Origin of the sequence: Shewanella algidipiscicola, from assembly GCF_900380485.1 — a bacterium.
Taxonomy (GTDB): Bacteria; Pseudomonadota; Gammaproteobacteria; order Enterobacterales; family Shewanellaceae; genus Shewanella; species Shewanella algidipiscicola.
The window spans coordinates 36,635-59,074 of sequence record NZ_OXJV01000016.1 but is presented as its reverse complement, the minus strand read 5'-3'; the positions used below and the strand labels follow the sequence as shown (position 1 = coordinate 59,074).

Annotated in this window: 24 protein-coding genes; 10 read left to right on the top strand and 14 right to left on the bottom strand. The window is 47.4% G+C overall.

All coding sequences use genetic code 11. The features are described from left to right. Nucleotides 1-83: 83 nt before the first annotated feature. The 5 genes from trmH to gmk all read right to left on the bottom strand — a co-directional run bounded on the left by trmH (nucleotide 84) and on the right by gmk (nucleotide 4,420). Nucleotides 84-803, bottom strand: a complete 720-nt coding sequence (gene trmH / locus DN599_RS10575) for a tRNA (guanosine(18)-2'-O)-methyltransferase TrmH (protein WP_110457594.1) — start codon at nucleotides 801-803, stop codon at nucleotides 84-86. 70 nt (nucleotides 804-873) lie between these two features. Then, nucleotides 874-1,257 carry a RidA family protein gene (locus DN599_RS10570; RefSeq protein WP_110457593.1) on the bottom strand — a complete coding sequence of 128 codons (384 nt, stop codon included), beginning with the start codon at nucleotides 1,255-1,257 and terminating at the stop codon, nucleotides 874-876. Between the two features lie 79 nt (nucleotides 1,258-1,336). Beyond that, nucleotides 1,337-3,442 carry a bifunctional GTP diphosphokinase/guanosine-3',5'-bis pyrophosphate 3'-pyrophosphohydrolase gene (gene spoT, locus DN599_RS10565; RefSeq protein ID WP_110457592.1) on the bottom strand — a complete coding sequence of 702 codons (2,106 nt, stop codon included), beginning with the start codon at nucleotides 3,440-3,442 and terminating at the stop codon, nucleotides 1,337-1,339. 13 nt (nucleotides 3,443-3,455) lie between these two features. Then, the gene (gene rpoZ, locus DN599_RS10560; protein WP_012275521.1) at nucleotides 3,456-3,737 is read right to left on the bottom strand and encodes a DNA-directed RNA polymerase subunit omega; all 282 of its coding nucleotides are present in this window, start codon (nucleotides 3,735-3,737) and stop codon (nucleotides 3,456-3,458) included. Between the two features lie 59 nt (nucleotides 3,738-3,796). Then, entirely contained in the window at nucleotides 3,797-4,420 is a 624-nt protein-coding gene (gene gmk / locus DN599_RS10555; protein WP_110457591.1) for a guanylate kinase, read from the bottom strand. Between the two features lie 208 nt (nucleotides 4,421-4,628). On the opposite strand from gmk, the gene DN599_RS10550 reads away from it, so the two are divergent. The 4 genes from DN599_RS10550 to DN599_RS10535 all read left to right on the top strand — a co-directional run bounded on the left by DN599_RS10550 (nucleotide 4,629) and on the right by DN599_RS10535 (nucleotide 9,434). After that, a complete protein-coding gene (locus DN599_RS10550; RefSeq protein ID WP_110457590.1) occupies nucleotides 4,629-5,771 on the top strand; it encodes a hypothetical protein in 1,143 nt (380 codons plus the stop codon). A gap of 183 nt (nucleotides 5,772-5,954) precedes the next feature. Continuing rightward, nucleotides 5,955-6,893, top strand: coding sequence for an NTP transferase domain-containing protein (locus tag DN599_RS10545; protein ID WP_110457589.1), 939 nt, complete (start codon nucleotides 5,955-5,957; stop codon nucleotides 6,891-6,893). Beyond that, nucleotides 6,886-7,950 carry a phosphotransferase enzyme family protein gene (locus tag DN599_RS10540; RefSeq protein WP_110457588.1) on the top strand — a complete coding sequence of 355 codons (1,065 nt, stop codon included), beginning with the start codon at nucleotides 6,886-6,888 and terminating at the stop codon, nucleotides 7,948-7,950. The genes DN599_RS10545 and DN599_RS10540 overlap by 8 nt, the downstream gene beginning before the upstream one ends. 197 nt (nucleotides 7,951-8,147) lie before the next feature. Beyond that, nucleotides 8,148-9,434, top strand: a complete 1,287-nt coding sequence (locus DN599_RS10535; protein ID WP_110457587.1) for an acetyl-CoA hydrolase/transferase family protein — start codon at nucleotides 8,148-8,150, stop codon at nucleotides 9,432-9,434. Between the two features lie 274 nt (nucleotides 9,435-9,708). Here the strand turns inward: DN599_RS10535 and DN599_RS10530 are convergent, their stop codons facing one another. Together DN599_RS10530 and DN599_RS10525 are read right to left on the bottom strand one after the other, a co-directional pair. Continuing rightward, nucleotides 9,709-10,320 (bottom strand): paraquat-inducible protein A, encoded by a 612-nt coding sequence (locus DN599_RS10530; protein WP_110457586.1) that lies wholly within the window; start codon nucleotides 10,318-10,320, stop codon nucleotides 9,709-9,711. Nucleotides 10,321-10,644: 324 nt separating this feature from the next. Beyond that, nucleotides 10,645-11,508 (bottom strand): YicC/YloC family endoribonuclease, encoded by an 864-nt coding sequence (locus tag DN599_RS10525; protein ID WP_110457585.1) that lies wholly within the window; start codon nucleotides 11,506-11,508, stop codon nucleotides 10,645-10,647. 179 nt (nucleotides 11,509-11,687) lie between these two features. Between DN599_RS10525 and rph the strand changes: the two genes are divergently transcribed. Both rph and pyrE read left to right on the top strand, forming a co-directional pair. Further along, entirely contained in the window at nucleotides 11,688-12,401 is a 714-nt protein-coding gene (gene rph / locus DN599_RS10520; protein WP_028763040.1) for a ribonuclease PH, read from the top strand. Nucleotides 12,402-12,493: 92 nt separating this feature from the next. Further along, complete coding sequence (gene pyrE, locus DN599_RS10515) at nucleotides 12,494-13,135, top strand: orotate phosphoribosyltransferase (protein ID WP_110457584.1); 642 nt, start codon at nucleotides 12,494-12,496, stop codon at nucleotides 13,133-13,135. A gap of 171 nt (nucleotides 13,136-13,306) precedes the next feature. Here pyrE and DN599_RS10510 read toward each other — a convergent pair whose 3' ends face one another. From DN599_RS10510 to coaBC, 5 genes are all read right to left on the bottom strand, one after another. Continuing rightward, entirely contained in the window at nucleotides 13,307-14,197 is an 891-nt protein-coding gene (locus DN599_RS10510; protein ID WP_110457583.1) for a hypothetical protein, read from the bottom strand. Between the two features lie 167 nt (nucleotides 14,198-14,364). Further along, nucleotides 14,365-15,009 carry a GTP cyclohydrolase I FolE gene (gene folE / locus DN599_RS10505; RefSeq protein WP_110457582.1) on the bottom strand — a complete coding sequence of 215 codons (645 nt, stop codon included), beginning with the start codon at nucleotides 15,007-15,009 and terminating at the stop codon, nucleotides 14,365-14,367. 314 nt (nucleotides 15,010-15,323) lie between these two features. Beyond that, nucleotides 15,324-15,917: a nucleoid occlusion factor SlmA gene (slmA, locus tag DN599_RS10500; protein WP_110457581.1), complete on the bottom strand. Its 594-nt coding sequence runs from the start codon at nucleotides 15,915-15,917 to the stop codon at nucleotides 15,324-15,326. Nucleotides 15,918-16,006: 89 nt separating this feature from the next. After that, nucleotides 16,007-16,465, bottom strand: coding sequence for a dUTP diphosphatase (gene dut / locus DN599_RS10495; protein ID WP_110457580.1), 459 nt, complete (start codon nucleotides 16,463-16,465; stop codon nucleotides 16,007-16,009). Beyond that, on the bottom strand, nucleotides 16,462-17,658 hold the full coding sequence (gene coaBC / locus DN599_RS10490) for a bifunctional phosphopantothenoylcysteine decarboxylase/phosphopantothenate--cysteine ligase CoaBC (protein WP_110457579.1): 1,197 nt from the start codon (nucleotides 17,656-17,658) through the stop codon (nucleotides 16,462-16,464). Before coaBC ends, dut begins: the two co-directional genes overlap by 4 nt. 167 nt (nucleotides 17,659-17,825) lie before the next feature. Here coaBC and radC point away from each other — a divergent pair, with 167 nt between their 5' ends. The 4 genes from radC to argA all read left to right on the top strand — a co-directional run bounded on the left by radC (nucleotide 17,826) and on the right by argA (nucleotide 20,773). After that, nucleotides 17,826-18,503 (top strand): RadC family protein, encoded by a 678-nt coding sequence (gene radC / locus DN599_RS10485; RefSeq protein ID WP_110457578.1) that lies wholly within the window; start codon nucleotides 17,826-17,828, stop codon nucleotides 18,501-18,503. Between the two features lie 123 nt (nucleotides 18,504-18,626). Beyond that, the gene (rpmB, locus tag DN599_RS10480) at nucleotides 18,627-18,863 is read left to right on the top strand and encodes a 50S ribosomal protein L28 (RefSeq protein ID WP_110457577.1); all 237 of its coding nucleotides are present in this window, start codon (nucleotides 18,627-18,629) and stop codon (nucleotides 18,861-18,863) included. A gap of 6 nt (nucleotides 18,864-18,869) precedes the next feature. Beyond that, entirely contained in the window at nucleotides 18,870-19,043 is a 174-nt protein-coding gene (gene rpmG / locus DN599_RS10475; protein ID WP_028773492.1) for a 50S ribosomal protein L33, read from the top strand. Nucleotides 19,044-19,453: 410 nt separating this feature from the next. After that, nucleotides 19,454-20,773 (top strand): amino-acid N-acetyltransferase, encoded by a 1,320-nt coding sequence (argA, locus tag DN599_RS10470; RefSeq protein WP_110457576.1) that lies wholly within the window; start codon nucleotides 19,454-19,456, stop codon nucleotides 20,771-20,773. A gap of 78 nt (nucleotides 20,774-20,851) precedes the next feature. On the opposite strand, the gene rarD is transcribed toward argA, so the two are convergent. Together rarD and DN599_RS10460 are read right to left on the bottom strand one after the other, a co-directional pair. Continuing rightward, entirely contained in the window at nucleotides 20,852-21,736 is an 885-nt protein-coding gene (rarD, locus tag DN599_RS10465; protein ID WP_110457575.1) for an EamA family transporter RarD, read from the bottom strand. A gap of 158 nt (nucleotides 21,737-21,894) precedes the next feature. Further along, nucleotides 21,895-22,359: a thioesterase family protein gene (locus DN599_RS10460; RefSeq protein WP_110457574.1), complete on the bottom strand. Its 465-nt coding sequence runs from the start codon at nucleotides 22,357-22,359 to the stop codon at nucleotides 21,895-21,897. Between the last annotated feature and the right edge of the window lie 81 nt (nucleotides 22,360-22,440).

The following is a 22,440-nucleotide window of genomic DNA, read 5'->3' as shown; positions in this document are numbered from 1 at the left end:
AATGTGATCTATGACAATTGTTTTTGCTTGAATAATAGACGAATTGTCATAGATTTAACATTAGGATAACTTAGGTAGTGGCGTTAAATTATGTTGATAATACTTGACTGATCCGCGTTGGGATCGGGGGCGCGCATTCGTTGCCACCAGGTGTCATCGGCGACTATTTGCCCCTGGTCATCGATACGCGGGTAGGGGATGTTTTTACGTCGACAAGCCTTGGCGTAAATGGGATGACCCTGTTCAAATAGCAGGGTTTGGCAGTAAGCATCATCTAAGGTGCGCGTGCCATACATGCCAGCTTGCTCGCGCTGGCGTTGGGCCTCGTACATGATCAATGCCGATGCGACCGACACATTGAGTGATTGCACCATGCCCACCATAGGAATAATGATCTGTTGATCGGCAATCGCAAGCCCTGCCTCACTGACGCCATCACGCTCGTTACCCATGATCACTACCGTAGGTTTGGTGTAATCAACCTCGCGAAAATCGACTGCGCTGGGGGAAAAGTTGGTGGCTAACACCTGCATGCCTTGTTGAGCAAACTGGGCGGCAGCTTCATCCATATGGTAGTGCTTTATGGTGTTCACCCACTGTTGGCTACCTGAGGCAGTATTACCCGATACCCGCATTTCGATGTCGGGCCATACGGCATGAATCTGATGGATACCAACGGCATCGGCTGTGCGAATAACCGCTGCAATATTATTGGTTTTGTGGACTTTATCGAGGCAAACAGTGAGGTCGGTTTGGCGATTGTCTAGCATCTGATTGATGCGGGCGAAGCGTTCTGGGCTCATGGTGATTGGTGTTACTTGTAGGTCAAAAAGTAGCAAGGGCGCCGCGGCGCCCTAAAAGATAGTGGCTGGATTACAGCTCCATTACTCCGTCCATTTCAACTAACGAATCTTTCGGTAGTTGCTTAACGCCAATAGCGGCACGGGCAGGATAAGGTTGCTCAAAGTAGCGCCCCATTATTTCGTTGACGGTCGCAAAGTTGCTCAGATCGGTCATATAGATATTGAGTTTAACGATATCTTGCAGTGAACCGCCAGCGGCTTCACACACAGCGGTTAAATTATCAAATACCTGAACCACTTGGGCATCAAACTCATCACTGACCATCTGCATAGTTTCAGGATTTAACGGGATCTGGCCAGAAAGATACACTGTGCCGCCTACTTTAACTGCTTGAGAATAAGTACCGATAGCCTGTGGGGCTTTGTCGGTTGCAATAATAATCTTCTCTGCCATAAACTTTTTCCTACTTGTCGTTATTAATAGTTGTCGTTATGTCGACGGGTTAATAAATGCAGGCTAAGCGCCGCGCAACTTAACGGTTGCGCGAGGTACGCAATACTTCGGGTAGTACACGAATACGGCGCATCACATTGGCCAGATGAACTCGGTCGGTCACCGAGATCCGTAAGTTAATCAAAAAGACTCTGCCATCACGCTCTTCGGTACTTAAACTATGAATATTAGAGCCTTCGGCGGCCACGATAGAGGTGATCTTTGCCAGCGCACCTTGATGATTGACGATTTCGATACGTAAATTGGCTTGGAATTCGATACCTTCGGCGTTATCCCAATGCACAGGAATATATTTATCGGGTTCGCCCTGATAGCCACGGATATTGGCGCAGCTTTCCATGTGCACCACTAAGCCTTTACCAGGGCTAACATGAGCAATCACGGCATCGCCAGGAATGGGGCGGCAACAGTTAGCAAAAGATACCAGCATCCCTTCGGCGCCGCGAATGGGCATCATATTGGCTTCTTTGTGCTCTTGGGTTTCTATTCTATCGCCCTTAAGACGCTGGGCGATAACAATGCTCATGGCATTGCCTAGACCGATATCGGCGAGTAAAGACTCGAGGTTTTTGTGCTTGGTTTCATGCACGACTTTGTCAATCTGTTCTGGTGCAATGTCTTTAAGTTTGACATCACCTAAGGCGTGATTGAGTAGACGTTTGCCTAAAACCACCGCCTCATCTTCCTTGAGACTCTTGAGTAGTTGCCTTATCTTGGCGCGTGCCTTACCTGTGACGACAAAGTTAAGCCAGGCTGCGTTAGGTCTGGCACCCTTAGCGGTAATGATTTCGACGGTTTGCCCCGAGATTAACGGCTGACTCAAGGGATACGCTTGGCGGTTGACGCGCGCGCCAACACAAGTGTTACCAACATCGGTATGCACTTCGTAGGCGAAATCCACTGGCGTTGCTCCCACAGGAAGCTCCAAGATGCGCCCTTCAGGGGTGAAGACATAAATCTCTTCAGGGAACAGCTCAGTCTTAAAGTTTTCCACAAACTCGAAAGAGGTGCTGGCGCTTTGTTGCAGCTCCAATAAGCTTTGCATCCACTTGCGTGCGCGTACTTGGGTGGTGGTGCCTTGCTGTTGCGTGCCGGCGCCTTTATAGAGCCAGTGAGCCGCGACCCCTTTGTCAGCCATCTGATCCATATCTTCGGTACGAATTTGTACTTCAACAGGGACCGCATGGGGGCCAAACAGCGAGGTGTGCAGCGATTGGTAACCGTTCGCTTTAGGTATGGCAATATAATCTTTAAAACGCCCCGGACGTGGCTTATATAAGCCATGCATCGCGCCCACCACTCGATAACAGGTATCTATGGTGTCGACTATGATGCGGAAGGCATAGATATCCATGACTTCCTGAAATTGGAGTTCTTTATTACGCATCTTGTTATAGATGGAATAAAGGTTTTTTTCTCGCCCCTTTACCGTGCCTTTGATGCCCGCATCTTCTAAGCGGGTTTTTATCGCCACTTCAATGCGCTGGATCAGCTCTTTACGGTTACCACGAGCCGCCTTGACTACCTCTTTGAGTACGCGATAGCGCATCGGGTAGTAAGCCTGAAAACCTAAATCTTCGAGCTCGGTCTTGATGTTGTGGATACCTAAGCGGTTGGCGATCGGTGCGTAAATCTCTAAGGTTTCACGGGCGATACGACGGCGTTTGTCGGGACGCAGTGCACCTAAGGTACGCATATTGTGGGTGCGATCGGCAAGCTTAATTAAGATGACGCGAATATCTTGGGTCATCGCCATCATCATCTTGCGAAAGTTTTCTGCTTGGGCTTCTTTTTTATCGCGAAATTTGAGTTTGTCTAGCTTTGAGACGCCCTCAACCAGTTCACCAATTGCGGGCCCAAAAAGTTCGGACAGTTCTTCTTTAGTGACGGGAGTATCTTCGATAGTGTCGTGCAGCAGAGCGGCCATTAGCGTCTCATGATCGAGACGCATTTCGGCCAGGATGCGAGCGACCGCAACCGGATGGGTAATATAAGGTTCGCCACTGGTACGCATTTGCCCTTCATGAGCGTCGCGCGCAACCTGATAGGCCTGCTTGAGTAATTCTACTTGCGTCGGTTCTAAATAAGCTGACGCAGACTCCTTGAGACCTTCAAACAGATACAAGTGGCAGCACTCCTTATATAGCGTTGCGGCCTTCAGCGATGGCAGCAACAGCAGCAATTTCTGCCGCTTCACGTTCGCGCACAGTTTGACGCTCATCGGCATCAAGTGTGTCAGCGGTGACTAAACCCAGTTCGATTTCGCGCAGGGCGATAACCGTTGGCTTGTCGTTCTCTTCTTCAACCATAGGGTCTTTACCCTGCACGGCGATTTGGCGAGCACGACGCGCTGCAACCAGGATCATATCAAAACGGTTGCCGATTTGGTTTACGGCGTCTTCTACAGTTACGCGAGCCATGTGTTGAAACTCCAGTGATTATGGGTGAAAAAATGACGCAAAATTATACATTATGACAGTTAGTCTGCCAATAGATCGTTAAGCATATCATTTAGAGTATGAATTTGACCAGCACGAGTAAGGCGTTGGCTACGAATTATTGCTTTTAAATCGACCTGAGCTTGCTCGAAGTCGTCATTGACTATGATGAAGTCATACTCACCATAGTGCGAAATCTCAGAAGTGGCTTGTGCCATGCGGCCAGCAATTACTTCGCTACTGTCTTGGCCTCGACCGGTAAGGCGGCGTTCGAGTTCAGCTTTTGACGGCGGTAAGATGAATACCCCGATGGCCTCTGGCATCATCTGTTTCACCTGTTGCGCGCCTTGCCAGTCGATATCGAGAAACACGTCGATCCCGTCGGCGAGCATCACCTCAATGGCTTCGCGCGAGGTACCGTAGTAGTTACCAAACACTTCAGCCCATTCAAAAAAAGCTTGTTTTTCAATAAGCGCTTTAAATTTATCGACCGAGACAAAGTGATAATGTTGGCCGTCGACTTCCCCCACACGTGGCTGGCGCGTAGTATGCGATACTGACACTTTCATATCGGCAGGATTATCCTGCAAAATAGCGTTAAGAAGAGAAGACTTGCCGGCACCACTAGGCGCTGAAATTATAAACAGGTTTCCGCGAGCGGTCATGAGCGTACTATCCAAAAAGCTGATTAATTTAGGTAGCCAGACATTATACAGCCTAGCGGTAAATTTAGGCTAGTGATTTAGCCTATTAGTGTCACTGTTTATCCGCCAAAGTGAGTAATTTATGGTAGTTTTTAAGTTCTAGCTCAGCGTTGATAGTTTAGACTCTTGGCTGAGTCTGTGAACCGATAGCTAATGTAGTAGGATTTTTATGCAGTTTAATACCTTTTTTTGTCGTCAAGGCGTGGATAGCAGTGTGCGTTTTGCGCTGATCAATCTCGCCGCATTCTTTGCCGTATTGATTTTCTATGTGCTACTAAACGGCCATGTATCGCTTTTGTTAGTTGGGCTTGCTGCGGCGGTGTTTGCCGGCTTAAGTGCTAAACGTCGGTTGCAAGGTCGGCCCATCATATGGGCTTTTTTGCCTGCGCCTGGGCTGATATTACTGAGTCTTGGTCTGATTAATGAAACCAATACTATAGTCATTGGTTGTGGTGTGTTACTGGGGCTAGCTGCCTGCGTGTTTGCCGTGCTACAAGCGCCCCCTAAAAGCCAATTTAGGGCAAGCAGTTACGGCTATCGGGGGCCATTATCACCGGCGAATCGCCGCGTAAGGCGTGTCGAACCTGTGATTGCTGGCGATGGGCGCGATGCTGTTATGCCCCTTGAGCTCGATGATGACCCCAATGAGTCCCCCTATCGATTTCAGGGGCATCAAGCGAATGACCAACAAGCTTATGAGCCTGCTGACGGCTCTAGTGATCACAGTGCGAGTACACATAATCGTGAAGCCCTCGCAAGTATCATAAAGGTGATAGGTCAAGGTGCTTTACGTGCCATTGAGGTGATTAAAGCCCGGCCCCGAGCCAGTTTACTTGGCGCTGGCAGCTTGATGTTAGTGAGCGCATTAGTGTTAATGTGGTCGGATGAACCTAGTGCTCCCCAGAGTGCACAGCAGGAAAACACTGAAGCATCGGGGAGCATAAACCAAACAGCCTCTTATCAAGAGGCAATAATGCCCGATGGTTTTAGCATACTACTCGATGAAGATGTGTTGATGATCAGTTGGTTAGGGGAGCGCGGCGAGCCAGGATTATTGTGGTCATTAGCTACCGGCCAAGGTGATCGTAGCTGCCAAGAGTTAACCTTTAATAATGGTGCTCAATATCGCCCGATGGAGGTGAGTTTATTGCCTGATTCATCAACGTTAGCCCGATTTTCGCCGCTCGATACTCGAGCCATTCTTAACGATGTGGCCATGCGCGGCAGCCTTAAGTTGTGTGGGTATCAGTTTAGTCTAAAAGGCAGTCAGGCAGCATTGGCGAAACAAGCGGCGTTTCGTCCCTATCTTTAGGCTTGTGGTCTGCACTATAAACGGGGATTAATCGGCGAGATCTATCACAGCTAGCTTTATACAATAGGGGGCAATGGCGGCCATTGGCGCTGGTGTTCATCGTCATAACTGATTAAACTCATCGGTTACATTTTTAATGGTCGGTGGCCAGCGCGCCGCCCCTAGTCCAGTTGGTTGTAGACAATGGTTGCGACGCACTCTTCTAGTACAGCCGATAATGAGTTCAATAATGTCACGCTGGTGATCATGGCAGCCGGTTTAGGTAGTCGTTTCGGCGGCGATAAACAACTGGCAAGCCTAGGGCCGCAGGGCGAAACCATGCTTGAGCTCTCGCTGGCGAGTGCGATAAAGGCAGGATGTTCGGCGGCGGTGATAATCACCCGCGTCGAGCTTATCGAACCGCTGCAGCAGCGGTTAACCGCCTTGCCAGACGGTTTTGCACTGCATTTTTGTGTGCAACAAACCGATGACTTACCAGCCGAGTGTTTGCCTTTGCAAGGTGAAGCTAAGCGGCGGGGCAAGCCTTGGGGGACAGCCCACGCACTTTGGTGCGCTAGGCATTGGGTTAATGGCCCTATGGTCGTGATTAACGCCGATGATTATTATGGTGACAATGCCTTTAAATTGCTGGTCGATGGCTTTAAACACGCTAGCGAACGGTGGCAAATGGTAGCTTATTGCCTCAATGAAACCTTGTCACAACATGGTGGCGTTAATCGGGGGATTTGCCAAACACAAGGGGACTATTTAAGCAGTGTCCAGGAGTGGCTCGATATTGCATGGCAAGGTGATAAACTGCTGGGAGACAATGGTCAACAACAAGCCGAGCTGGATCCACACAGCCTAGTGTCGATGACATGCTGGGGGTTTTCGGTCGATATTTTTAGGGTGTTAGAGCTGGCCTTGATTCACTTCATCAAAGATTGTGGTCATCTTGCTGGCAGTGAATGTTACCTGCCTGCTGTGGTGCAGACTTGCCTACCGTCACAGTATCAGCAAGACCATAATATCAGCGTCAAACCGGTTTACGTTAACATTAGCCCCGACACTTGGATGGGGGTGACATATCCGCAAGATGCCCTCTGGGTCAAACAAAAATTAATGGAGTTATTGGGTGATTGAGCTTATTCGGCAGCAGGTGCTGCCCCACTTTGGCATAACCGATTGCGCTAAAGTGTCGCCCCTTGGCAATGGTCATATCAATGACACATTTTTAGTGCGCTCACCGCAGGGGAAGTTAGTCTTACAGCGGATTAATACTCAAGTCTTTAAGATGCCAGAAGCCTTGGTGAATAACGCTAAAAAGATTGCCAGCCACTTGCAAATGAAGGTGGCCTGCGGTGATTATCAATTAAGTGTGGTGGCACCGGTGTTGACCATGGATAACGCCTTATATGTCGATTTAGCCGACAATGGTTTTTGGCGCGCGATTAATTACTTACCCCACAGTCATAGCATCGAAGTGGTATCTAATGAGCAAGAAGCCGAGTCAGCCGCTAAAGCCTTTGGCCATTTTTCACGCGCCTTGAGTGATCTAGATGCGACCGACTTGGAAGATGTGATCCCGCAATTTCATCACCTTCCCGGACGAATAGCCCAGCTTAACCAGGCCGCCACCCAAGACATAGTGGGTCGATTAGTACACTGCCAACACTGGGTTGATTTTGCACTGGCGCAGACTCCTCTACTTGATGAATTGGCTCTGTTGGCTGAGACATTACCGCTGCGAACCTGCCATAACGACACAAAAATCAATAACATGCTTTACGATAAGCGCGACATGAGCAGTTTAGCCATCATAGATTTAGATACCTGCATGAAAGGGCATTTAATGTATGATTTTGGCGATATGGTGCGCACCTTTACCTCGCCCGAGGAGGAAGATTCCACCCACCTTGAGAAGGTTGAGGTACGCGAGTCGATATTTGCCGCTATCTGCCGTGGCTATTTAGCTGAGCTAGGTGATGTGTTAACTGTGGATGAAAAGCGCAGCCTGTGGCTGGGTGCGCGAGTGATCTGCCTGATGATTGGGGTCCGCTTTTTGACCGACTATCTCAATGGCGATAGCTATTTCCATGTGCAGCATGACACCCATAATCTCGATCGCGCGGCGAATCAGTTTACCTTGTATCAAAGCCTATTGAAGCAGCAAACGACGTTGAAAAAGTATTTTCAATAGTCGGCGCCAAGGGCGCTATTCTAATGAAAGGCGGGCATGAATAATGCGCGCCTTTTGTTATGTTGGTTACGACTCTTAGCAATACGTGACTCGCTTGCTCAAGATCAATTAAGGTGCAACTCATCCTCGCAATCACTATTAAAGTGTTGCATAAGCCCTTACACTGCTTACAGATTAATAACATTGGATAACCATTGATGGCCCCCATTATCTGTAGTACTGCCCTAGAAGCAGTGTCTTTAATCGAAAGCGGTGAAACCCTATGGACCCACTCGATGGGGGCGACGCCTAAGGTGCTACTCGATGCGCTAGCGCAGCATGCGTTAACGATTCAAGACTTAACCCTATTACAGCTGCACACTGAATGTGCCGAGTCGCTTAGCTCACCCAATCTGAAAGGGCATTTGCGACATCGCTGTTTTTTTGGTGGCCTACCAACGCGGCAATTGTTACAGCGTGGTGATGCCGACTATGTACCTATTTTCCTCTCGGAAGTGCCCAAATTGTTTCGCTCTGGCGAGCAACCCATCGACACCGCGATTATTCAAGTATCGCCACCAGATAAACACGGTATCTGCTCTTTAGGTATCTCGGTCGAAGCCACCTTGGCCGCTTGCCAAGTAGCTAAAAAAATCATCGCTCACATCAACCCTATGATGCCGCGCACTCACGGTGATGGATTTATTCACTATCAAAAATTCGCCGCTGTGTATGAGCAGAGTATGTCTTTACCACAACACCCACTCGCAGCTAGCGATGTCACCAGTTTGGCGATAGGTCAAAATGTGGCAAAACTAGTGCGTGATGGTGATTGTTTACAAATGGGCATAGGCGCGATCCCCGACGCCGTGCTTGCTTGTTTAACCGAACATCAAGATCTTGGTGTGCATACTGAGTTATTTTCCGATGGCGTGCTTAATTTGGTCGAACTTGGGGTGATTAACAATAGCCGCAAAAAAGTGCACCCGGGTAAAATTGTCACCGGTTTCGCCCTCGGTAGCCAGCGACTCTATGACTATGTCGACGACAATCCATCGGTGATCTTTATGGATATTGAACAGGTCAATGACACCTCGATCATCCGTAAAAATCCCAATGTGATGGCGATAAACTCGGCGCTGCAAGTGGATATTTCGGGACAAATTTGCGCCGACTCATTAGGCACGCGCATCTATTCCGGCGTGGGTGGGCAGATGGACTTTATTCGCGGCGCGGGATTGTCAGAAGGCGGCCGTTCGGTGATTGCACTGCCAAGCACCGCAGCGCATGGAAGTGTGTCACGTATCAGCACCGTACTCTCACCTGGTGCAGGCGTGGTCACCACCAGAGCCCACGTGCATTACATTGTTACCGAATATGGCATTGCCAACTTGCGTGGTAAATCACTGCGAGAACGCGCCCGCGCCTTAATCGACATCGCCCACCCAGATTTCAGAGAGCAGCTTTGCCAAGAAACTTTCGATATGTGGGGACTCACGGTTTAGTTTCATCTTGTAATAAACATATAGCTTCTGCGAAGGGGCTTATTCCCTCTTGAGTCGCACTACTTTGATTCGTTCTCTGGGCGCATTCTCCGCCAACCAGGCTGAAGCGTCAGCCCCAATAGACAAGCCAGGATACCGATAAGGTTATCCTGGTTTTTACTTTTATATCATTGGTTATGTTGAGGTTTTTTGGCAGGTCGCGCATCAGCCCCTTTTCCTCAAACCTGTCACTCCTGTTTCGATGAGTTGGGACAGAAAGAAGCAAAGGGCAGCATTAGTATGACGTATGTTGAGGTCTACTCATCAATAAGTTAGAAGCGATAGCAAATAGGCAATAGCCGGTGAAAAACCAGAAGCCGATTTCTAGTTGGGCGTGCATCACTATCAATTCGCCCATCTGATCTTTGGCGTTACCGGCGAGATAACTGACAATGATGGCGACCACAAATACATCGGCCATGCTCCATTTACCTATGGCGTCGATAACGCGTGTAAGTATTATCGCCGTGCTGCCCTGAGTGAAAATCAGAACGGCTTGCGCCAGTAGTTTGAGGGTAGGAATAATTACCGAGAAGGTGACAATCAAGAGCCCGACCAACAGGTTACCACTTTGCATCAGGTCTTGTACCGTCCCCAGTATACTGCGGTGCTTACGATAAATTTCCACCTGACCCTCTAGCTGGTTAAAACCGAGGAATGCTGATACCGAGCCGAGCAAACCGCGTGTTTCACTGTCTTGAGTTATTAACTCTATGGTGGTCTGGGCAAATTGTGATTTATCAGCGTGGCCATCTAGGCTTAACATTGGCAGGCTGAGACCGGGTATAAGTAGGGCTAGGGCGATGAGAATCACTAATAACTGTAGCCATTTACTCCGTTTTGACATGATTGCTCCATTTTTCTATGTTGCCTGTGGGTTGGCACCAGAGAACCGATTATACCCTATTTGGAGTGAACGCTAGCTGAATGTCGCCGCTCACGCTGGAGATATTTTTTATCATGCCGATCGTCACCTTTAAAGTCTGGTTGCAGCCATTGGGTGATGCATTTTCATCATCTGGCTGAGACTCTTGTCGATATTGTCTATCCTAATTTTAGAGAGCCGCTCCGCCAAGAGACCTTCTATCATGTGAGGACACACATATTGGCTTTACAGTATCTCAAAACGAAAAAAGCCTCATATTGAGGCTTTTTGCTAAGAGCGAGGTACTTATTCTATGTTCTGGATCTGCTCGCGCATCTGCTCGATGAGTACTTTTAATTCGACGGCTGCGGCGGTGACCTCGCTACTGATAGATTTAGAAGCTAGGGTGTTAGATTCGCGGTTAAATTCTTGCATCATAAAATCGAGTCTGCGACCTTGAGCGCCGCCTTTATTGAGGATGCGACGCGTCTCGGCTACGTGGGCGTCGAGTCGGTCCATCTCTTCGGCGACGTCCATTTTCTGGGCGAGGAGTACCATTTCTTGTTCTATACGAGCGGGATCGAGTTCGCCCTGAATTTCGCTTAAACGATTGGTGATTTTATCGCGCTGCCATTGCATAACGTTTGGCATGTGTTCATGCACAATAGCGACTTGCTCGACAATTTGATCAAGGCGGGTCTGTAGCATGGTGTTGATTGCATCGCCTTCACGACCGCGTGCTTCGATAAACTGCGCAACGGCATCATCGAATGCAACTAATAATTCTTTACTGATAGCGTCCATATCTTGCTCGCTACCCGACATCACGCCTGGCCAACGTAGTACGTCGACGACGTTGATGTCGCCTTGACCGGCCTCTTGCTTTACCCAGTTAGCGGCTTGAATAATTTGCGCTGCTAAGGCTTGGTTGAGTTGTAGGTCGCTGTCTTTATTTTCACCTAGGTCATAGCGTAGATTAACTTCGATTTTACCGCGATTTAAACGTTTGCGCAGACGGTCTCTAAGCACTGGCTCTAGGCTGCGAAGTTGCTCTGGTAGGCGTAGGTAGGTTTCTAGATAACGCTGATTAACCGAGCGGATCTCCCAAGAGGCGGTGCCCCATTGTGCTTTGTGCTCGATGCGAGCGTAGGCTGTCATGCTTTGGATCATGGTTATTCCAATAGTCTAAATCGATAAAGTTAGCCTCGATTATAGTCCGATGACCTCATGGGTTAAAGTAAACTCTGTCTGTTTCGGCTTTCGGTAGTGAATATCATGGCATCCGTCGTCTCAAGCCCCTATAATATGCAGCCAATTTAGCTTTTCATATTTCAAAACAGGAATTTCCTATGCGCCCAAGTGACAGAACGCCCGCTCAATCTCGTCCAGTAACTATTACTCGACAGTTTACCGCTCACGCAGAAGGTTCTGTTTTGGTTGAATTTGGTGAAACCAAAGTACTTTGTACAGCCAGCTTCACCGAAGGTGTGCCGCGTTTTCTAAAAGGCCAAGGCCAAGGTTGGGTAACGGCTGAATACGGTATGTTGCCACGTTCTACTCATAGCCGTATGGATCGTGAAGCGGCCCGTGGTAAGCAATCTGGTCGTACGCAGGAGATCCAGCGTCTTATTGGTCGCGCACTACGTGCTGCGGTTGATATGAAAGCACTTGGCGAGAACACCATAGTTATCGATTGTGACGTGATTCAGGCCGATGGTGGCACGCGTACCGCTGCTATCACTGGTGCATGTGTGGCATTGGTTGACGCGCTGAACTGGGCTCGTGGTAAAGGGATCATTAAGAGCAATCCGCTTAAGTTCCTGATCGCAGCGGTTAGCGTGGGCATCTATAAAGGTGAGCCAATTTGTGACCTTGAATATATCGAAGATAGTGCCGCTGAAACCGACATGAACGTGGTAATGACCGAAACGGGCAAGATCATTGAGATCCAAGGCACCGCAGAAGGCGAGCCGTTTAGCCACGAAGAGTTGCTCAGTCTACTTGAACTGGCCAAGCACGGTATTCGTGAAATCGTCGATGTGCAGAAAGCCGCATTGAGCTAAATCATTCGTTTGTTATTAGGGCCCCGAAGGGGTCCTTTTTTTGAGTAAAATTTTACACATTATACGTTACCCTACATTTTTAAGGAGAGATTGTGAAAGCCTATCAACGTGAGTTTATTGAGTTTGCCCTTGAGCGTCAGGTATTACGATTTGGCGAATTTACGTTAAAGTCAGGCCGCACTAGCCCTTACTTTTTTAATGCGGGCCTTTTTAACACAGGCCGTGATTTAGCGCGTCTTGGACGTTTTTATGCATCGGCGCTGATGGATGCTGGCATCGAATATGATCTGCTGTTTGGCCCTGCATACAAAGGCATCCCGATTGCCACGACAACTGCGGTAGCACTTTGTGATCATCATGATGTCGATATGCCGTATTGCTTTAACCGCAAAGAGAAAAAAGATCACGGCGAAGGTGGGGCGTTAGTGGGCAGTGAGCTGACGGGCAAGGTGATGTTGGTCGATGATGTGATCACAGCAGGTACAGCGATCCGTGAGTCGATGGATATTATTCAGGCTCATGATGCTAGCTTAGCGGGCGTCTTGATTGCGCTCGATCGCCAAGAAAAAGGCAAGGGTGAGTTGTCGGCGATCCAAGAAGTGGAACGTGACTATGGCTGCGCGGTGATCGCGATTATTAAGCTCGCTGACTTAGTTGATTATTTAAGTGAAAAGCCAGGCATGGAAACCGAGTTGGCCGCGGTGAGTGCTTATCGCGCCCAGTACGGGATTTAAGCGATAACGTAAAGAGTTAGTGCGCTCGAGAGCTCAGGTTAAAGCTGTATGTTAGCTCTCGGTTAAAAAAAGCAAAATCTTAACATAAGATTTTGCTTTTTGTTTTTTTACTCTCTAGTAAAAGGTTGCAGCATTTTGCTTTTCATCATTACCGCATTCTAAGGATTAATCTTAATTGCAAACGGTGCTTACAGTGCAACGGATATTATCATCACAGACCATCTCGGTGGGTTCACAAGTTTGGCTACCTGAAAAACTAATGGGGACACCGAGGGACGCCCCAAGCTGGATCAATGATGGCAGATATATCTTGGTAGCTGATTGCATTAAGTTTTTAAACTGATGTGTACTTTGTGGAATAGGCGTCCCATCAGCAAAAACTGAAGCGCCATCGTAAGTGATTTTAACCTCGAAATTAGTCCCTATTTTGACCAAAGAAATATTTACTCTAGATAATGTACCATCAGGAAATTTAACATAAAAAGTATTGCTACTTGGCAGGATATGACTAAATGAGCCGATTGAAAGGTTTAAGTTTCTGGCTTGAATTTCGAGAAGAGATAAGGTTCTGTTAATCGTTGTTTGGCTATTTAAATATTGATTGATGTAGTCAGCAATAGTTACAGTCACTGCGGGGTTCATTACTATATCTGCAGCGCTTGGGATAATAAAGTTATCTGGTAACTCTTCTGCAGAGTTATAAAGGTTTTCCCCGTTGGGTCCCAGCTGGATTATTGCATTTTCATAGGCTCTTTCTAACTCTATAGTTGCGGCCGTTTTAGGTTGTAGCTCAGATACATTGAATATTCTCGGAATATTCGTATTTGGATGTTCTTCTCCTTCACGTTGAATAATTTTGAATTCATTAACCGTTCGGTTGATATAATTAAAAACAAATACCCTGTCATTATTATTAAGCATAGGAATTTGCGTTGCGGCTAACCCTTGTTGGGCGATACCACAATCATTACAGGTGGTATAGGTTATCCTTGCGTAAGCATTAGACATAGTAATAAAGCTACTTAGTAATATGAAACTAAGCATAGTGAAGACGTGTTTCATATTTATATCTTCCTTGACTAGGGTATAAATCCTTAATTATAGATAACCCGCATTGCATGATATTTGAGCAGTAATTTTTGAAAACTAAGATAGTCGATTAGTGAAGTCAAGTTTTTTGTTGATTAAATGTTGCGGCCGAGGCCGCAGCATGAGTAGTTTGATAAGCTTTATTGATGTAGAAATTCGGCGCGGGTGGCTGGGTTAGATTTAAAAATACCGCCCAGTGCCGTAGTGGTGGTGGAGCTGGTGGAGTCCATTACACCACGGGATTTGACGCAGTAGTGCACCGCGTCCATCTTTACTGCCACATCTTGGGTCTCAAGTAGCGTTTGCAGTGCTACGAGTACCTGCTGGGTTAGGCGTTCTTGCACTTGGGGGCGCTGAGCAAAGAAGCGTACGATACGGTTGATTTTCGATAAGCCAATAATGTTTTTGCGTGGTAGATAGGCCACGGTCGCGACGCCGTCTATGGTCACTAAGTGATGCTCGCAGGTACTGGTGAGGCTGATGTCCTTCACCTTAACCATCTCATCAAACCCCATCTTATTTTCGATAACAGTGATCTTGGGGAAGTTAGCATAGTCGAGACCAGAGAAAATCTCGTCAACATACATCTTGGCAATGCGTTTTGGGGTGTCGACTAAGCTGTCGTCACGTAAATCCAGAGACATTAAGGTTAAGATCTCACGCATATGGTGTTCTATCTTTTCTTTGCGCTCATTGGCGCTGAGTCCACAAGGTACCATAGGGGTCTCTAATCCCCGCGCTAATAATGCGGTTTGCACCTGTTGTGCTGCTTCACTTAATGCCATTGGATCCTCCACCATATTAATAGTGGTTAGTTCAATTGCGGTAAATTATCAATAATATGAATATTTTGCCGCTTCAAAGTAATGATTATAGATCGCCTATCTAGGTAAAGGCTAATAGGCGGACAAGGAGAATACCTTGAATGACGGCCAATTTATACCCAGAAAACGTAGGGGAATAGCAAAAAAGCCGATGTTGATAATCGGCTTTTTAATTCGGAGCTGAAGGATGAAGCGGATTGAACCATCAAATGCTTAGGTGATAGACATGCTACAGCGGCATAGGATGTTGCTAACCGCCATCAGCTTTGTCTCGGTTAACTTTGTAGTAATTGCAGCTGAATAAAGTTCCACTGTTCGACAAAATGTGTGGTGGGTTTTTGCTTAAAGTCGCTGCGAACAAACTGGGCGATACGGCCTTCAGCAACGGCTAATAACAAGTTAGCCAAAATGGCTTCGTCTAACTGAAAGCCTTTGCCTTCGCGCAGGGTCTTTTCGCGTAAAATCTGTTTTAAGTGGGTTTCGACTTTTGAAAATATTTGGCTGGTGCGGCTGCGTAGACGCTCATTTTCGCCAAGCAGTGCATCGCCATTGAGTACGCGTGAGATGCCAGGGTTACGCTCGGCGAAGACCAGTAGCAGCTGCAGTAATAGCTGGCAGCGCTTCATGGTGTCTTTTTCATCGTCCATGATCAGGTTGATGCGCGACAATAATGACTCTTCAATAAAGTCGATAAGCCCTTCAAACATTCTGGCTTTACTGGGAAAGTGACGATACAGCGCCGCTTCTGACACGCCCACTTCTGCGGCGAGTTTAGCCGTGGTGATACGTTGGCCCGGGCTGGTTTCTAACATGGTGGCGAGGCATTGCAGAATGTGTTCACGACGATTGATTTTAGGGCTTGCAGCCATTTAAGTTTCCTTTACTCAATTACTACAGGAGCCGATGGTATTAAGTGAATCCCCATGGCTCTCTAATTATGCTTGTTTGGCGTGACAGATTATTGGGTGCCTGAGTGGCCGAAACCACCTTCACCTCTATCTGAACTATCAAACTCATCAACCAGCTTAAACTCAGCTTGCACCACAGGCACAAACACCAGTTGTGCCAGTCGGTCGCCAATTTCTAGGCTGAAAGGTTCATTGCTGCGATTCCAGCAGGAGACCATTAATGCCCCCTGATAATCTGAGTCGATAAGGCCGACTAAGTTGCCCAACACTATGCCGTGTTTATGGCCTAAACCTGAGCGCGGTAATATCACCGCTGCGAGACTTGGGTCAGCAACATGTACAGCAATGCCTGTTGGGATTAACTGGGTTTCACCTGGTGCAATCACTAAGGTGGTGTCAAGCATGGCACGAAGATCCATGCCAGCACTGCCAGGGGTGGCATAAGCGGGCAGTGGAAACTGTGAACCTATACGTGAATCTAAAATTTTTAGTTCAATTGGTGTCTTCATGCTGTTTTCATCTGCTGTGCAATTAAGGTGAGTAACTGTCTGGCTAAGCTCAGCTTATCGGTTGCGGGTAACTCATACTGACCATGAGACCAGAAGACGGTTAGCGCATTGATATCACTATTAAAACCCTGTGAGGGATCAGATACATCGTTAGCGGCAATCATATCCAAATTTTTACGCTTAAGCTTGTCTTTTGCATAATGCGCCACATCTTGGGTTTCTGCGGCAAAACCGACAGTAAACGGCCGCTGTGGGTGGGCGGCAACGCTGGCTAAGATATCAGGATTACGCACTAGCGCAAGTGCCATCTCGTGTGCTGATTTTTTGATTTTATCGGTGGCAATATCGGCAACTCGGTAGTCACAAACGGCGGCGCAGCCGATAAATATATCGCTATGATGCACTTGTTGCATAACGGCGTCGAGCATCTCTTGGGTCGACTCTACGTTGATGCGATTGCTGTTTAGCGGGGTTTCAATATTGACCGGCCCTGTCACTATGGTGACTTTAGCACCCATCTCGATGGCGGCTTTAGCAAGGGCAAAGCCCATCTTGCCTGAGCTATGATTAGAAATATATCGCACCGGATCGATGGCTTCGCGCGTTGGTCCTGCCGTGAGTAATAGCGATAGACCTTGTAAGATTTTAGGGGCAAAAAACTGTTCGACTCGCTCGGCAATCACCAGCGGTTCTTCCATGCGTCCAGGGCCCACTTCACCACAGGCTTGATTGCCCGAAGCGGGTCCCCAGATGGTGATATCTCTGCCACGTAGCGAGTCTAAGTTGGCTTGGGTTGCCGCATTGCGATACATCTGTTGATTCATCGCGGGGCACAATACCACGGGAGCCTCGGTGGCTAAGCAAGTGGTGGTGATCAGCTCATCAGCCATGCCTGCATTGATACGAGCTATAAGATTGGCGGTTGCAGGAGCAATCAGCACCATATCGGCCCAGCGGGCTAATTCAATATGCCCCATAGCCGCTTCGGCTGCGGGGTCAAGCAGATCGCTTGCAACAGGGTGACCAGATAAGGCCTGTAGTGTCAGCGGAGTTATAAACTCTTGAGCACTCTGGCTCATCACCACTCTTACATCGGCGCCACGCTCTTTGAGTCGGCGCACTAAATCAGCCGATTTATAGGCAGCAATACCACCGCCAATGCCCAGTAATATCTTTTTATTTGTCAGACTCATATTGATCACTAATCGCGTTAATTTGCCTTGCTTCGCATCCGGCTAACCATACCACAATCAGAGTAAAGTAGAGCAAACAAGTTTGTAAAAACTGAGCCATACTCAATAACTCAAATAAAAATGTGGCAAACATAATTGCCAGCCTAGCGCTACAACATGGAGGTTGTATGACCATCAAGGATTGGCCCAGTGGTGAGGGCCCAAGAGAAAAGTTATTGCATCAAGGCGCGGCGCAACTGTCAGATGCCGAGTTATTAGCCGTGTTGCTTAGAAATGGCTTACCGGGCCAAAGTGCGGTGTCGTTAGCTCGCACCATGATAGGTCATTTTGGTGGATTACGAGCCTTGATGTCGGCGAAGCAGAGTGAAATGTGCGTGATTAACGGTATTGGACCAGTAAAATACGCCCAATTACAGGCGGCAATCGAAATAAGTAAGCGAATTTCGAAAGAAAATCTACAAAGAGGCAAGATTTTAACAGATCCTGATTTAACTCGAGACTATTTAATGAGACAATTAGGGGATCGTGCCTATGAAGTGTTTGCCATCTTATTACTCGATAGCCAACATAGAGTGATTCAGTTCGTTGAATTGTTTCGTGGTACCATAGATTCAGCCTCGGTTTATCCACGTGAAGTGGTCAGCCTAGTGCTTGAGAAAAAAGCCGCGGCCGTCATTGTTTGCCACAATCATCCTTCGGGGGTTGCGGAACCAAGTCATGCCGATCGGCGAATTACTGAGCGATTGAAATACGCGCTAGCAACTATCGATGTTTCGCTGTTAGACCATATGGTTATAGGCGATCATGAGATAGTGTCGTTCGCAGAGAGGGGATGGATAGATTGAATATCCCTTGATCTTTGATTTTAGATGCTGTATAAAATGCGCCCTCTTTGTGTGCCTCGGGCGACGGCCATATTCGAGGTACATTAATGCTCGAGCGTTAAATTGTTTTTGGAGAAGATTGACATGTCAAGAGTATGCCAAGTTACTGGCAAGAAGCCGATGGTTGGTAACAACCGTTCGCACGCTAAGAACGCGACTCGTCGTCGTTTTTTACCTAACCTACAGAACCACCGTTTCTGGTTAGAAGACGAAAAGCGTTTCGTTCAACTACGTGTATCTACTAAAGGTATGCGTATTATCGATAAGAAAGGTATCGAAGTTGTTGTTAAAGAACTTCGTGCCCGCGGCGAGAAGGTGTAATAAACCATGGCTAAAGCTAAAGGTAACCGTGAGAAGATCAAGCTAGTTTCTAGCGCTAAAACTGGTCATTTCTACACGACTGAGAAAAACAAACGTAACATGCCAGAAAAAATGGAAATCAAGAAATTTGATCCAGTTATTCGTCAGCACGTTATGTATAAAGAAGCGAAAATCAAGTAATTCTTGATAACGTTTTTTGAAAGCCCCTACTTGTAGGGGCTTTTTTTTGCCCTTTTTGCCCTTTTTGCGCGGGGACCTCGTCCAACAGGTAGGACTCGCCACTGTGGTTGAATAGTCTGTTGCGCGCTCTCTGCATACGCAATTCCTCTCCCAGCTGTACTCATCTTCTATGTCATGCCATCGCGTTTATTTAAGCTTCACCTCGCCTTACTGATAGATTAACTCCAGTGCTTATTTTGTTACTGCTTAATTGAGCTGTGCACTCGTGGGTTTGCTAGATGACGGCAGACTGAACTAATTGTACGAAATGAAAACAAATGCTTTTAAAGTGAATTTAAATGCAATATTATCGGGTTGTTATTCTCATGTGGTCAAAGCTGCTCCCATTTCTTGTTATTTAGAGGTCATACGTGCGCACTACTGAACTAGTCGATGGATTTCGTCATTCTGCATCTTATGTCAATGCACATAGGGGCAAAACATTTGTGGTGATGTTGGGTGGAGAAGCATTAGCGCAAAACCAATTTCGCTCCATCATCAATGATATCGCTTTGCTGCATAGCCTTGGGATCAACATAGTGTTGGTGCATGGTGCGCGGCCGCAAATCGATGCCGCCTTAAAGCAACAGCAGTTGATTCCTGAATACTATAACGGCGTGCGTATTACCGATGAAGACTCGTTTAAAGTGATTAAACAGGTGGTCGGTGGGTTGCAGCTCGATATTACCGCGCGGCTGTCGATGAGCTTAAGCAATACCCCGATGCAAGGGGCGCAGATTAACGTGGTCAGCGGTAATTTTGTTATTGCTCAGCCACTAGGTGTCGATAACGGTGTCGATTACTGCCTAAGTGGCAAAGTGAGAAGGATTGATGTTCAGGGTCTAAGGCGTCAATTAGACAACCATGGCATCGTCCTATTAGGCCCTGTGGCGGCATCGGTGACGGGTGAGAGTTTTAACCTCACCGCAGAAGAGGTCGCCACCCAAATTGCCGTGAAGCTCAAAGCCGATAAGATGATTGGTTTTAGCGCCGAAAAAGGCATTTTAGATAGTGATGGCGAAGTGCTGGCGGAGCTGATGCCAACCGATGCACAGCGCATTTTGTCTGAGCAGAGTGAAACCGATGGGTGGTGTGTGGCCACACGGGCCTTTTTGCAGGCGAGTATCGATGCCTGTCGTAACGGAGTGGCCCGTTGCCACTTTGTCAGTTATCTAGATGATGGGGCACTGCTGCAGGAGTTGTTTTCACGCGATGGCATCGGCACGCAAATCGTGACAGAGAGTGCAGAGCGTTTACGTCGTGCCACTATCACCGATATTGGTGGCGTACTGGACTTAATTCGTCCACTGGAGCAAAGTGGTATTTTAGTGCGTCGCTCGCGTGAGCAGCTTGAGATGGAGATAGAGCAGTTTATGCTGATTGAGCGTGACGGCTTAGTGATTGGCTGCGCGGCGCTGTATCCGTTTGAGGAGGATAATGCCGGTGAATTTGCGTGTTTGGTGGTGCATCCCGATTATCGCGATGCCGACAGGGGCAGTGTACTGCTAAAAAATATTATTGGTCAGGCCAAGGTTCGCGGATATTCACGATTGTTTGCTTTGACGACTCGCAGTATTCATTGGTTTTTAGAGCAGGGTTTCGAGATTGTCGAGGTTGATTCGCTGCCCAATAAGAAGAAGCAACTGTATAATTATCAACGTAAGTCTAAGATATTGGCACTCGATTTATAGTCAGTATATCCACAAAAAAAACCACGCTTTGACGTGGTTTTTTTTGTGTTATTTAGACTGGTATCGTCCGTCATTTAATCAGTGTTGGCGCCTTTTTAATAGCATATCTATGCTAAAGATAACCAGTGCGCTCCAGATGAAGGCGAAGGTGATGCCTTTTTCTAAATCGAACGGTTCATTAAATAGACTAACAGCCAAAACGAACATGATACTTGGGCCTATGTATTGGAAAAAGCCTAACATTGACAATGGAATACGTGTCGCAGCTCCGGCAAAACAGAGCAGCGGTACCGAGGTGATCACACCAGCCGCAATAAGTAATAAGTTCATATTGATGTCGTTGGTCAGCATATTTGCAGTGGCCGAATCTAAGGTAGAAACCAGATAGATTACCGCGACAGGAAACAATAGTGCAGTTTCAACCAATAACCCCGTTTTAGCATCAATGTTGACTTTTTTACGCAGTAAACCATAAAAGCCAAATGAGGATGCCAGTGCCAATGACACCAGTGGGATCGACCCAAAAGAGATCAGCTGGATCAGTACTCCAGTACAGGCGAGGCTCACCGCGAACCATTGCAATTTACGTAACCGCTCACCAAGAAATATCATGCCCAACATGACATTTAATAAGGGGTTAATAAAATAACCTAGGCTGGCATCGAGCATGTGATCATTATTCACCGCCCAGATAAACAGTAACCAGTTGCCGGCAATTAATACCGAGGTGATGGCCAATACGCCCAGTTGTTTAGGGCGGCGGAATAGGGCTCTAAGCTTAGAAAAACCACCGATAAATTGCATGAGGATGATCATAAATACAAAAGACCAAATCACGCGGTGAAGTAGTATTTCTGTCGCAGACACATTGTGTAATAGTTTGAAATATAATGGGGCAAAGCCCCAAAGGCAGTATGCGCAAAGCGCCAATACTACCCCTTTGCGATATTCAGTATCGGCCATAACCTGGGATTCTAGTCGTAACAAGGAGACGCATTGTAGGGCGCAAGTGGTTTGGACTCAAGCAGGTTATGTGCTCGTGTGAACGAGCAATAAGCCACGTATTATGACCGTTTCAACTTAGGCTACACGGCGCAATTGCACTGCTGTTTTAACTGGCGTTAGCCCACCATGTAAGTGCCAGTACCAAAGGCGATGTGAGAGCCCTGCTCGTTATGCAGCTCCATGCGGCAGACGGAAACACGATTGCCCGCACGAATCACCGTGCCCGTGCCGGTAAATATCTCGCCTCTGCCTGGGCGTAAGTAATCGACACGTAGATCGATAGTGCCAAGGGTGGTTAAGCGTTGTTGTAAGGCATCTAGGCTCCAATCATCCCGGCTGGCTACCAGTCCTGAAAATGCAGTCAGACCACCCACCACATCGAGCACTGTGGCGGTTACGCCGCCATGTAAAATGTGTTGATGGATATTGCCAATTAACTGAGGCTTCATTTTTACTACTACTTCGACACCGTGGATATCGTAATGCTGAATATGTAGGTCGAGAAGATTATGAAACGGCACTTGTTGGTCAAATATCTCGGCGACGCTGGCCAAAACCTGTGCTTGAATTGCGGTTGTCATTAAGCGATTACTCCGTTAATCATCGGCTTGGTATAGAGTAATTAACCTATATCTAAACAATGCTATGAAGCAAGCTTTTGC